Genomic DNA, 12,866 nt, shown 5'->3' on the forward strand with positions numbered 1-12,866 from the left:
CAAGGAGAACGCAGCGCTACACCACTACCCGGGACTTGACCATGAACGAGCTGGGCACCCCGGGCCAAGGACTTCCGACCGCGATCGAGTTGTGCTCCCAGTCCCAGAATGCCTTCGTCATCGTCATGAGGAAGTCAGTTCCCCATCGCCCCCGCGCGAGCAGCAGCAACAGGTTCTGCTTGTTTGCCTGATCCTGCGCTATGCGACCGTCCTCGACGTTCTCCTCGGTCAGAACTCCAGGGCGTGTTGTGTACGCCGCGAAGCTTTCCGCCCAGGTCGCGGGCAGGTCAAACTCTCCGGTGTTCTGCGTGGCCAACGACAACGTGTCTGCAAGGTCAGCCAGAACCACGTCATATCTCTTCGGGTCCACGTCTTCCTTGAGCCCGAGACCCTCCGGCTCAGCTACCGTGCCCAAGAGGTCACCCAACGCCCGAGGTGTCGCGTCACGAGTGAAGAAATAGGCGAACGCAGGATCCGCACGATGCGCCGCAAGTGACTCCTCGACGGCTTCCCGATCTCCCACTCCAAGCGCCTCCAGAGCCACGCCAGCATCGGCGCGCGCTTGCGCCGTAGCCGGCGACTCGCCATCGGACTGGCTCCCAATCGGGATCAAGTCGAACGACCACACCAACGTGACCAGAGCAAGCACCGCGGCCAGCAAGCCCACCAACGCGCCACGACGGCCAGTCATCAGCCGACGGATACTCGATGTATGGCTGCTCTCTTCTGATTGCCCGTCCTCTGCCATGGTCCATCCTTCATGTTGGCGCCTGCCCGAGATCTGCGAGTCGGGCACCGACAGATTAGACGAACACAGTCGGCGGCGAGTCGATCTCCGTTGGTTTCACCGTCGGCCAACGTCGCGGTCTCCGTGACAGTGACCCACTTGCCTGTACTCGAGGTGTTGGTCGTGGATTGGTAGCTGCTGGTCAAGAGCGAAGTCATCGGAAATCAGCAGAAACGTGTCGGGCACAGGAACCCCGGTACGTTGAAATCATCACCACCGTCGGAGTACACGTCCACGTCGGGGTGATTGCGATCCCACCCTGCTTGCTCTCGCCGCTTTTCGAGAACCGAGTCCTTGACGTAGTAGATGAACAACTGACCCATCCGCTACGGCGTGCCTGCCGGTGGCCACGTCTTGGTTGTCCCGTCCACACTCGCGGTCGCCTTTGGTGCCAATAGGCCACGTCGGGCGGCGCGTTCATGGGGTCGCTCCTCCGAGGGTCCCCTGAGACCGCGGAAGCGTAACGCGGCACGGATGCGATCACCTTGCCGGGGCCCGCAACTGTGTCGATCACATTCCAATGCTCGGCACCACCGATGTTGCGACGACGAGGAGCCATATCGCGCAGATCTGTCGCATTTTCGGGGGCACCAGCATCGGCCAATGCCTTGTTCGCCTTGTCCAAACGCTTCCCAGCCAGATCGGGAACTTTCCACGAGGTCGAAACGTCCCCGGCAGACTTGTCATCGTTCGATGAATCGTCTGCTTCGTCCATGGGTGTCAACATCACACCGATCAGGAAGAGCGCAATGATTGGCGCAAGGATTCCCGTGAGGATCGGATGCGCGCACACCCAGCGGACGGTGCCTTCACGCAGCTTCGCAGAGCCGTTCCACGCCCGTTTGAAGTCGTCCCCGTTGAGTCCACCGACAACTCTCCGCTTGTGATCTTGGTGGAGTGCCACCACTAAGGACGACGGTCAGATCAGCAAGTCGATTGGTCTGTGGTCACGGTCCTGTCGCGTCTGGTTGGGGCTCTGGTCATCCAGAGCTGCCAGCCACTCCTGCATCGTAGGCATCGTTCCTGGCGGCCCCGCTGCGCGACGCAACATTCGATCCAAGGGCGCGATCAATTCGGTCAAAAGTTGTGTAGTCGGCAAGTTATTGGCGACCTGTTGTCCGGACGACGCAGGCGCTCGCCCGATGATTTGCCGGGCAAGTTCGGAAAACTTCTCACGGTCGTCACCAAACGAGGACATCCCTTCCCCCGGCTGGTTCGTCCAGGCTCCTTGCCCAAAGGATCGAGCCTTCCTGAAATCAAGCGGACAAATCACTATCGGGTCAACGCTGTAGGCAATATTTCTTGCCTCAACCTTTCCAAAGATGACGCCTGAGGAATGCAGCGCTGCAAGCCATGCGGCAAGAACACGGACCAGTTCCAGCCGGTCCAACAAGTGAAGACTCTCAAGCTCTTGGCGGCGACTTAGGGTGTCCAACGTACGGATTTCGCCGTCTTCCACAAAGCGCCCGGGCAGTTCCGGGCACACGTATCCGTCAATACCTTGGTCGAAGTCGAGAAGTATTTCTGATGGCCAGTGCAAGTCGACCAGAGGCGCAGTCTTACCAAGTTCACGGACGATGTTCTCCCGTGCGTTGATGAGCATACGCAAGGATCGTTCAGCAGAGGAGCGCCTGACTGGCCTGTCGAAAAGCACCGCCGAACGTCCATCCTGCATGGGCACACCCCAGCGTGGGCCCTCGTCCCCCGAATGCGGAGTCCGGACGATAAGCTCTCGCTGGGCGACAGCTAATTGCTGTCTGTCCGACAGCGACGAAGTGACGACCGATTCATCTGCCCCCACGAAGAAGTAGTCCGGAGCAAAGGCAGGCGGCGTCGTCGCAATAGGTGCTTGGAACGGTGGCAGGTCCGCGATTGGTCCCACATAGCTCTGGACCGGTGCCGGATGCTCCGAGGGCCTCCCCCGCCGCTTGCGAAGAATCAATAACCACACGATAACAATTGCGCCGACGAGGCAGGCGACCATCAGGGCGATGAGGAGTGGTTTCACGGCGAGTCAGCCTTTTCCGTCGTGAACAGGAACACCTCCACACGAACATCGCCATAAGGGAGGCCACCGTCCCAGAAGGATCTGTATGGCGTGCCCTTTGGGAAGATGGACTTCGCTGCCGGGTTGAGTTCGGGATACAGGGCTGATGCCACTTGCTGCCCCATCACGGCAGTCTCTCCACCACCGAAGACCAACACGAGGGCCGCCTGGGCGTCCTTCTTGCGCAATTGCCTCGTGGCATCCGCCACAGCTTGTCGGGCCTGCTTCCGCGCCGTCTGATTCTTGCTGATCAGAGCATCGGCGTTGACACGGATGTTGAGACTTACTGGCTTCGTTTCCATGCCCACGATCTCGGGCTTCGCTACGGGTTCGGGTTTCGGTGGCGGCTCAGGAGGATCCACCGGGATTGCGGTCCCCAACCCGACGAAGAACAGAACCAAGAGCATGTCCGCAAACACCCATCCAGCCAAGGACTCTGCTGCCCGCAGCCGGCCGCGTCTACTGTCACTGAGGGATGCACGCACCCTCATCTCGCTAATGTCCTACCTGGTTGGAGGGCGCCGGATCGAGATATGGATCCACAGGACTGCTCGGCCGCGAGGCGTCAGCCTCCCCTTGCAACCTAAGCTCGTTGAGCAGCTGGCTGGCCAGGTCAGTTGCAAGAGTCAGGTCGTTGATCTGTGCCTGCAGTGTCCCCTGGTGCTGCTGCAGCAAGCTGGCGAACTCCACATTGCCGGCTCGCACGTCGTCCACGGATTGTCGATTGGCGTCCAGCCCACTCGTGAGTGCGTGAGCCCACTCGTCCTTGGCACCTGCGACTCTGCCCAGCCCCTCCGTGAACTGCTGCAGCACACTGATGGTCTGCTGTGAAACTTGAGAATTGTTCTTTGCCAACTGAGAGTTGCTTTGTGCGACCGAACTCTTGAACTCGTCCAGCGCACCAGTCAGGGCTTGCTGAATGTGCGTTGTCGAGGAACTCAACTGCTCTTGGGCCGTGGTCGCTGCTGCAGCTGAAGAGGCCAATTCGGCTCCAGCACGTGACGACGCGTCCAACAGTGGTTGAAGCCTTTCAGCAAGTTGATTCGAGACTGCGCCAAGGTCCTCTACAGCTTTGCTGGTTGTGGCCCCCAGCGTTTGAAGGGAATCATTCGTCGTGGAGGTGAGTGCCTGGAGCGACTTGCCCGTAGTGGTGTTCAGCGACTCGAAGGACTTCTCAGCGCTGGAATTGAGTGCTGACAGCGCTTGATTGGTGCTGCTGTTCAGAGCCTCAACGGCTTGGTTGGTGGCCTTGCGCAGTTCCTCAACCCCCTTCCTCGAAGCCTCATGCGCCTTGTTCAATTCCTTGACCGACCTCTTCAGAGCTGCTTCGAGGAAGCGTGGGTCGTCAGTGCGTCGCTCGTTGAGGAAGCGCTGGGCTGCACCGAGCGCTCCGGCTAGGTCACGACGGGCTTCGCGCGCCGAGTTCTCCTCGTGACCGACATTTCGTTCCGCTACGAGGCGATGTACCACGATGCACGCGACCGCGGCGAGAACGAGCGAGAAGGAGATCATCGCCATCGGAACCAATTGGTGGTTGCCCGTCAGACGGCCATCGAACCCCGTCGTCCACATCGCGAGGAACGTGCGCCCCTTCTCGTCTCCAGCATTGAGAAGGTCCTCGTAGGCCTTCGACGCGCTGTGAAGGCTCCACCAGGTCCAAGCGACAGGCAGAAACACCGAGATGCCAGCAATCGCTCCGGCTACTCGCTCGAACGAGTGCATACCCCTGACCGTGATGCTCGCCTCGGCCGGAAATGCCCCGATCAGATCGACCCCAGTCCAAGATCCATCACCTTGGTCGCGCACGGCTGTCGCCAACGACTGAAGGTCTTCATGTCGGCCTTCGAAGCGCGGGTCAGCCGCCAGCTCTTCCAACTTCAGCGCGCACGACTCTCGAGCGTCAGTCACACTTCCTCCTACAACCACCGGATCAGCCACTGCCATGGCCCGAACACCTGATTCCTTGTGAGTTGCCAAGTCCTAACGCACATTGGCTGTCCTCGCGGATGTTTGCGCGCCGAAACTTCCGACTTCAACCAAACGCACCCAGAAGGCTAACGGGGCTGGATACTCTTGGGACCGAAACGCAAGAAGTGTGAGGGAACTGCCATCGGACCGACCGACCGTGCTCAGCAATTTGCAGCGGTGCTGGGGCTCGTCGCCTGCATTCTGCTGGTCCTAGATGGGGTCCGTCTGGTTCGCGACAATCGGGACGATCACACATCAGCATCAACGGGCGAGCCGACGGCACTACCCTCCGCCCCGTCGAGTTCACCATCAGAGATCCTGTCAGGGGACCCTCAACCATCCGCCCTGCCCTCCGAACCGGAAACACAAGGAAGCCAAGCAACGGAGCCTTTGTCGAAGCCAGCTTCGAACAGCCGAGGAGCAAAACTGGCCTCACTTCTTGGCCAGGTCCAAGTCATCCCTAGACGGCCCAATGTCGATGGCTACGATCGAAGTTGCTCGCCAAGAGCCGGCTGCGTCTTCGGGACCGCATGGAACGACGCGACATCAGCTCCTCTGGGACACAACGGTTGCGACACCAGGAACGACGTCCTGCGCAAGGACTTGAGCGATATCGTCATCAAGCCCGACACGAACGGTTGTCTCGTTCTGTCCGGGGTGTTGGATGACCCCTACACGGGGCGAACCATCCGGTTCCAGCGTGGCTATGAAACTTCTTTGGCCGTGCAGATCGATCATCTGATCCCGCTCGCAGCCGCTTGGGACCTTGGCGCGTGGAAGTGGTCTCAGTCCGAGCGGGAGGCGTTCGCCAATGATGTGACGCACGAGTTGCTCGCAGCCGATGGCCCCTCCAACATGGCCAAGTCCGACAGCACACCCGCGTCGTGGCTCCCGCCAAACAAAGCGTTCCGCTGCGAATACGGCGTCCGCTACGTGGAAGCATCAATTGAATGGCAACTTCCGGTCACAGCAGCAGATGTCGAGGTTCTGAAGCATCTGGTGCCGAAGTGCTAGTTCAGAGCCTGTGGCGCACCAGGCTGCTGAAGTCCACATCCACGGGCTCCCCCTTGGCTTCAAACTCCCAACCACCATCACTGGAGCGCAACAGCAGGCCAAGGATCTGACACTTGCTCACACCCGGCGGTGGTGACACAAAACTCAGATCCTGCGAACCCGTGCGCGGGTCCCAGGTCTCCAAGCTGACGGATCCCAAGGCCTCCAGCGTCACATTCGCGACTCTGGCGCCGAGGACCAATTCGATTCGTTGTGCCGCCGAGGGGAGCGACTCCAAGTCGATCTGCAACTGAGTGTGGACCGCCCCGTTGTCGAACGTGGTCGAACGCAGGAACACCGCACGGTCGGGAGAATCTGGTCTGCGCCCGAAGACGACATGATCGCGTGAGAGGAGCTTGCCCTGCGCATCCTCGATGAGTGCAAACAATCCCGTCGGCACGCCTTTCGGCTCCCAGCGCACGTCGACCACAGCTGCACAGCGCTTCGCTCCGAGCAGGAGCGGCCCGGAAGAACCGATGATGACTTCTGTCATTGCTTCAGAATCCATTTCACCGGGTCCAGGACCCGGAAGGGGGCGATGCCCGACGTGTTGATCGATTGTCCGTCCGACGCAGCACCGAGCGAGGACACGGCGAAGTATCGGTACACGCCGGCTGCGTTGCGCAAAACGTTGTCCACCCTGTTGCCTGACACCATCCGCAGCAGTGAATCAATCTCGTGGTGCAACAGATCGCCGTCGACCGTGTCGTACGTGGGAGTCCGCATGGAGGGGTCTCGACGCAGCGGAGATCCTGGCCTGACCATCACGCTCCTGACCACTTCACCAGCCACGTCAGCAGCTGCGTGCAGATAGTCCACCTTCGAGAGTGTGACGGCGATCGGGATCCGGACGCCCGGAGGTTTACCCAGCTGGAGAAGCTCAAGAACCTGCTGCAAGACCTCCACTCCGTCACCGCCCAACTCCCCCATCGGCACGACACCACGCAGGACATTGCGTAGTTCTGGAATCTTCAGTGGGTCCAGAAGGGCAATTACTGCGTCGGCCCGGCTGACGAAGGCAAGTTGCGGCCTTCTGTTGCGGAGATCCTCCAGATCCTCACCAGCCACGTCCCGAAGCACCAAGATCTGCGGGCGACCAGTGCTGTCCACGAATCGGTAGATGAGTGGCCGGTGTGCATCAAAGCTCTTCGAAATCTCGACTGTCGGTGGCAGGATTTGTCGATCCTTGAAGATCACGTCACCCAACGCGCGGTCATACACGGCTCTGGTGTCACCGAGCATCTCGAGCACGGAGCCATACTTGTCAGCGAAAATTTCAAGCTGCTGCTTGAGCACCCCCAAGTAGATGCTCTTGCCAGTGGTCCGCGCCCCCGCCATGGCCACGCAGGTCACGTTTGGAGCTGGAAGCGCGCGCCACTCGGCCGGAATCACCGAGTGGCAGCTCGGACACGCTTCCCTGCTCGAAGGAACCCGACACTGCGGGCATGACCGAAGGTCGGCGTCGAAGATGGGTTGTAGGGGAACGTCAGTCCCGCCGTATTCCTGATTGAGGCTCGCGCGTCGCTCTGGTTCACAAAGCCCGACACAGACAAGCTTTTTCACCTCAGGCGGAACGAACCGAAAACAAGTAGGACACTTCATCTACCGCTCGACTCCTTTCAGCGCCTCGACCAACTCTGCCCAACGACTCGACTCATCATCCTGCCAATTATCGACTGTGACCACGGCAGCTTGGACGGCCCCCGCCATGTGGGCGAAGTGCGATAGAAGCGGAGCCCCGGACTCAGGCGTCTTGGTCGACGAATCAGCAGTCACAACGCCAAAGACAACAGCGGGAGCGCCGGGTCGGTCCAAGAATGCCGCGAGTTCAGCAAGGTCGCTTGGAGGTCCGTCCACGAGTACTCCCACGACGTGGGCTCCTAGAGACGACGCTTCTTCAACGGCTGGCAGCACGAGAGTCCAAGAGGCTGGCCCCGTCGCCTGCAAAACGTCATCTACCAGAACCCGAGGCGCATCACACGCAGCATCAGACCACTTCGGACGCGACAGTCCTGTAACACCGGCGGCGACGGGTAGCCGACCGCTCCATTCGACCAGGACGCCAGCGAACTGCTCCACGACGTCGACGAGGGTGTCCGCCGAGGCCACGGCTCGAAACGACGCAGAGCTGTCCACCACGACGGCCCAGGGGCGTGCCGACGTCAACACGTTTGAGTCTCCGCCCCGCAAGCTGCGCAACGCGTAACGACCACTCGTCACCCAAGGGAGCTCGCGTTCGTCGACGGGAACTACAGATGGCGCGTCCGATGAGTCCATAAAGTCGAGATCTCGCGCGGCACGTGCATCCACAGTGAGGCGCCAACCACTGTCCGCAGCGTCGATCACCCGGGCCAACTCGAAGTCCTTGTAGCCGCCGATGTCCACCTGCTCCACGAGAATTTGCGGGCCCTCGTTGCCTGCTGTGGCGACACTCTTCACCTCGACACCGACTCGTGCACCCGGGGGAAATACACCAGCGCCGCGGGGACGAACCACAAGGCGCACTTCTCCGCGGCCCGGACGAACAATCACGTCACGGTCAGACTCCCGAGGCTCGCCACAATCAGCGCCATCGCGGCTCACTGCACTCAGTTGCAATGTGTCAGAGGCACCGGTGAGTGACGCTCCGAGATATCCCATGGGTAGCTGTGCTGACTGCCCCGCTCCCACCTCAACTGACTTACTCATCGCCACTCCCGTCGAACATCGGTTCGTTGATGGGTTCCACCTCCGTGACGCGTGAGGCCACTGCCTCCGCGCCAGTTCCTACGCCTAACTGGAGCACCGCATCCTGCCAACGTTCGAGGAACTCAATCAGGGCAGACGAAAGCTCATCTCCCAATGCCAGCAAGTTGGTTGCGCGCTCCACTTGGAGAGGTCCGGCATCCTGCGGTGAGCAAAGACCAAGGCACAATGCGATCGCCTGCTTGAGGGTCGCCTGATCGTCTTCCGATGCACTCTCGATGATGTCGAGGAGTGGGCCAAGGAGCGCAGCGGGGGAAGCCACTCCGAGTTCCAGGGAGTCGTATCGGGGCCAGACCTCATTCGCTTGGCTCGTCAGCTGGAACCAGATCTCTTCCTGCGGCTCTACCGGCTCAGCGTGTCTCGCCTCGACATGTTCTTGGAACTCGCCATCCGGCGATGGGTCGAGGAAGTCCAGGAATTGGTCGTCGCCGTCGGTGCCGACAACCAACTCCCCTGCTTCAGGCTGGAAAAGGGCCAAGAGGCCGGGATCGGTTAGTCCATCCCACGGCTGCAGCTTGCGCCACTCCCGAATGAGGGCATCTGCCTCGGGATGCTCACGCCCCTTCTCGCGCAGTAGTGCAAGCACCAAGGGCCATTCCGGGCTCAGGTGCTCTCCCGGTTTGAGATCCGCAACCAGACGGTCCATCGAGACGGAGAGCGCGGTGACGGCATCGTGATCCATCTGGGACAGCAGGAAGAGCGCATCCTGCCAGTGAGTACCTGCATTCCAGACCTGTTCTCTGTACTGCCACGTGCGCTCCGCCGCAGACTCGCTGGGAAGCTCGTCGACGTTGAGGATCAAGGGGTCACTGTCGCGGCCGGACAGCGTTCCGAAGGCGGCCTCCAGATCCTCGCCGGGGAGAGCCAACACGCGGAACTCCCTTGGGAGTCCTACCAGGTCGGAACTACGAACGAATGTGCAGAACGGAATCCGTTGACTCACTCGGCCGCCCGTCAGCCATGAGACAACCTGCATCCACTCGACGACGTCATCGAGGGCCTCGCCTGACAAGATGAGAGGCTTGTGATCCTGGAAGCATGCAGTCACTGCGGCCAACAAGCACTCAGTGCTCGCCACCGAGCCAAACGCACGGCTCAGCGCTGCATCTCGTCCATGAGCCTTAGGCTCCGGGGTGGAGACCGGCAGGCGAGCTGCGGAAACCTCACGCGAGCCGAACGGCGTCAGCCATCCCTGAGAACGCCAGAGGTCGATCGGGCGTTGTTCCACCGAAAGGTTCTCGACGAGCACTGCATGTGTGAAGACATTGCCGGGGCGTCCTGTCGCGTCCTTCCCAGCCACCACGGCATTACACCAAACCGCGTAGTGGTCGAACGGCTGAAAGGTCAGCGAGTGGACCCGGGCGTCAAGGTCGCGTTGGGACGCGAATTCGTGCGTCATCACGACCTCGTCAATCCGGGTCACCACCGCTGCCTCCAAGGTCTGCGCAACCCACGAAGGCATGCCAGGTGAGGTCTCGAGCACACGCCATCCTCCGGAGCGCCCCTCGCTCGCAGACACGGCTGCATACGTCAACTGATATCGGGCCACGTCAGCTCCACTGGAGGCTGTCGATCGACGGGTCGAGAACCGCGTAGAGGTGTTGCTCGTCGTCGGGGACAGCGACGAAGAGGCGAACGAATCCCGCACGGTCGGTGCCGCGTGAGAATCCCTCTCTCCGCAGGATCGACTTTCCGCCTCTGGTTTCCAGCTGTCCCTCGAAGATGTGATCACCGTCCGCGACATGCAACGGAAGTCTGTTGTGGTTGCGGACCAGAACGACTGATTCGGCAACCTCACCGGTTGCTTCGACCCAGAGGGTTGTCCCGGCAGGAGATTCCTTCTTGCGAAGGAACCCCTTCATTTCGAACTCCTGGACGAAGTCGTACCTGATGCGGGTCAGACCGGGATACTCGACGAACTGCGGCTCGCTCGTCGTGACTTCTCCGCCGTAGTAGGCAAGACCGAAAACTGCCAAACGACACCCCTCGGAGGGGAGCGGTTCCAAGTGGATCCCCCCGTGGGTTTCGTGCCTCTCACGCGTGAAGCGTGTCACCTTTGGCCATGTCTTCGGGTCCGGATCGAGGGCCCCGCTGGGTCGCATCGAGACCTGGACCGAGTCGGCTCCCGAGGGCCAAGGGAAGACGAGGTACTGCTCGTCCACACGCTCCACCACCCGGATCGAGTCCGAGTCCAATGCCCTGACCCGCACCTCGGTACCTGTGGCGCCGACACGATAGGAGGTGCCAATACTGCTGATTGCGGTGAAGTGGACCCGATCCGCGTCGTCGGGCCAGTCCACTCGAATCATCCAACGGCCGTCTGATCGTAGTTGTGGCGGGACTGTGAGACGAGTGCTGTCGCTGAATCCAACCCTTTCAAGGCTGGACTCATCCAGTTCCCGAGTGCCAATTCCAGTCGGTAGCTCATCCTTCGTCAAATGGATCTGCACGTTGACGTCGCTTCCGCTGGGATGTGCCCAGGAAACAATGAAGCCGGGGCGTTCGGGATCGGCCACCACCTCGAGCTTCTGTACGGGTGGCACCGGGATCACTACGGACTGGCGCACCGTGACAGGTGTGCTACGGAGCTTCCTTCCTGCCACCACAGCGCATGCGAAGAAGCGATAGACGTAGTCACCCGCCTGCAGATCCCTGTCCTCGAAACCGGAGAGATTGTCCTTGTCGCTAGCGATGCGCCGATCGTCGACGATCTCGTGGCTGGCTCGCGCTTCATCCCCCGCAAACCGGTAGACCTCCACCTGAGACGTGCCGTCACCGGCGGTCCACGTTCCCGAGATGTCATCGCCAGACACACTGACTTTGACGTTCTGGACCGGTTGCAGAGCGGTGCCCCTGGCCCAGAGGACTGGGCGGGCGGCCATTGCCTCCCGCTGGTCTGCGCCGAGGTAGGCCCAAACGTCGTATTGACGACGACCGTCACGCAGTGGTTCCGCATCCTTTGTCGTGGACTCGGCAGTGGAGGCAACTTGCCTACCGTCGAACAACACCGGTCGACGCCCGCTATATCCTGCGATGACTCTGAACCATGCGAAGCCGTGCTCGGGTTGTGGCCAAGCGAGTTCGAGCTCTTCGGGGTTGGTACCGACCGAGTCCACGTCATGGCGAGGCGTGTGCTCCGCCTGCAAGTCTGGCTCGTTGGTGAAGTCGGTCGGAGAAGCCAGACTGCGCTGAGCCTCCCCGCCGGTGGAGCCGATGCCGAGCAAGTCCCGCAGACGCTTGTTGTGCCTGCGCTGGATTTTCGTCGACAACCGGTCGAGCTCAGCTTCGGGATCGTTCAGGACACGCTCGATCCAGGCGTCATCCTTTAGATCGAGCGATGTGCCGTCGCCCTTTGAGTTCTCAACGTAGGCACGTAGCTTCGCCTGACGTGGATCGAAACCTTGCGCGTCATCCGGGGTCTCCGCCGCGGGGTCATTCGCCACCGCCGAAGGCGAGCCCGACCCGCCGGACTTGGACTCACGCGGAGCATCCTCACTGGAGCCCGGGGAGGCCTGGATCGCTGCCGTGAGCTCGCTGTACTCACGCGCCAGAGAGACAACATCGTTCCACAACAGTCGACGAGTGTTCTCCACCGAGCGCACATCAAGACGTGCGAACACTTCCACGTCAGTCTCATTGGGTCGCCGCGTCTCCGGCAATGACATCCGCCACGCCTTTGCACGAGCGACTCTCTGCCCGGCCTCAGTCACCAGTCATCACCTGCATCATCTTCCGAATTCATCCAACTCGAGTTGCTCTCTGGCCGATCGCCGACCGTCGCGTCATCGAGGCGAGACACTCCCCACTCGTCCACCGTGACCGGGGCATCCGCCTCAGTGGCCCCCGGGACCGAAGCGTTCCCGTCGGCAAGGAACGCGACGACGAGCACTGCACACCCGGCCAAGAACGTGGCCGCCGCTGGACCACCCTCTGCGCGTTCCAGCAGAGCGGTTGCGATCCCTAGAGTCACGAAGAGGAACCCCAGGGAGATCATCGTGACCCGAAGCAGACGGTTCATGGGTTCTGACCAATGGGCAGCCGTTATCCCCACAACGACAACCGAAACCAAGGTCGCCAAGGTGGGCCCACCGGCTCCGACGAAAAGAAGCCTGACGACCCCACCGCCGAGGAGCAGGCAGAACACGGCCCAGACCACCATCTGCGTTGTTTCGTGGTGCGGACTCAGCCAATGGGCGAGCATCGGGAGGACGACGACACAGAGGAGCCCCAGCACCGTGACCCACAGGATCGACATGAGACCGACCT

At 61.1% G+C, this 12,866-nt stretch carries 10 protein-coding genes; 1 reads left to right on the forward strand and 9 read right to left on the reverse strand.

Annotation, left to right across the window (positions count from 1 at the left end):
- Nucleotides 1-16: 16 nt before the first annotated feature.
- From ncot_RS11765 to ncot_RS11780, 4 genes are all read right to left on the reverse strand, one after another.
- Nucleotides 17-748 carry a hypothetical protein gene (locus tag ncot_RS11765; RefSeq protein ID WP_168617778.1) on the reverse strand — a complete coding sequence of 244 codons (732 nt, stop codon included), beginning with the start codon at nt 746-748 and terminating at the stop codon, nt 17-19.
- Between the two features lie 958 nt (nt 749-1,706).
- Nucleotides 1,707-2,795 carry a hypothetical protein gene (locus ncot_RS11770; RefSeq protein ID WP_168617779.1) on the reverse strand — a complete coding sequence of 363 codons (1,089 nt, stop codon included), beginning with the start codon at nt 2,793-2,795 and terminating at the stop codon, nt 1,707-1,709.
- Nucleotides 2,792-3,253 carry a hypothetical protein gene (locus tag ncot_RS11775; protein WP_168617780.1) on the reverse strand — a complete coding sequence of 154 codons (462 nt, stop codon included), beginning with the start codon at nt 3,251-3,253 and terminating at the stop codon, nt 2,792-2,794. Before ncot_RS11775 ends, ncot_RS11770 begins: the two co-directional genes overlap by 4 nt.
- 76 nt (nt 3,254-3,329) lie before the next feature.
- Nucleotides 3,330-4,742 carry a hypothetical protein gene (locus ncot_RS11780; protein ID WP_168617781.1) on the reverse strand — a complete coding sequence of 471 codons (1,413 nt, stop codon included), beginning with the start codon at nt 4,740-4,742 and terminating at the stop codon, nt 3,330-3,332.
- A 237-nt stretch (nt 4,743-4,979) separates the two neighbouring features.
- On the opposite strand from ncot_RS11780, the gene ncot_RS19825 reads away from it, so the two are divergent.
- Complete coding sequence (locus ncot_RS19825) at nt 4,980-5,816, forward strand: HNH endonuclease family protein (protein WP_277345719.1); 837 nt, start codon at nt 4,980-4,982, stop codon at nt 5,814-5,816.
- A 1-nt stretch (nt 5,817) separates the two neighbouring features.
- Here the strand turns inward: ncot_RS19825 and ncot_RS11790 are convergent, their stop codons facing one another.
- From ncot_RS11790 to ncot_RS11810, 5 genes are all read right to left on the reverse strand, one after another.
- The gene (locus tag ncot_RS11790; RefSeq protein WP_168617782.1) at nt 5,818-6,348 is read right to left on the reverse strand and encodes a TerD family protein; all 531 of its coding nucleotides are present in this window, start codon (nt 6,346-6,348) and stop codon (nt 5,818-5,820) included.
- On the reverse strand, nt 6,345-7,247 hold the full coding sequence (locus tag ncot_RS11795) for a hypothetical protein (protein ID WP_168617783.1): 903 nt from the start codon (nt 7,245-7,247) through the stop codon (nt 6,345-6,347). Before ncot_RS11795 ends, ncot_RS11790 begins: the two co-directional genes overlap by 4 nt.
- 1,288 nt (nt 7,248-8,535) lie before the next feature.
- Nucleotides 8,536-10,248: a hypothetical protein gene (locus tag ncot_RS11800; RefSeq protein ID WP_277345720.1), complete on the reverse strand. Its 1,713-nt coding sequence runs from the start codon at nt 10,246-10,248 to the stop codon at nt 8,536-8,538.
- Nucleotides 10,151-12,226, reverse strand: a complete 2,076-nt coding sequence (locus ncot_RS11805; RefSeq protein ID WP_168617785.1) for a hypothetical protein — start codon at nt 12,224-12,226, stop codon at nt 10,151-10,153. Before ncot_RS11805 ends, ncot_RS11800 begins: the two co-directional genes overlap by 98 nt.
- 80 nt (nt 12,227-12,306) lie before the next feature.
- Entirely contained in the window at nt 12,307-12,855 is a 549-nt protein-coding gene (locus ncot_RS11810) for a hypothetical protein (RefSeq protein ID WP_168617786.1), read from the reverse strand.
- Between the last annotated feature and the right edge of the window lie 11 nt (nt 12,856-12,866).

This window comes from Nocardioides sp. JQ2195 (assembly GCF_012272695.1).
In the GTDB taxonomy this organism is placed as follows: Bacteria; Actinomycetota; Actinomycetes; order Propionibacteriales; family Nocardioidaceae; genus Nocardioides.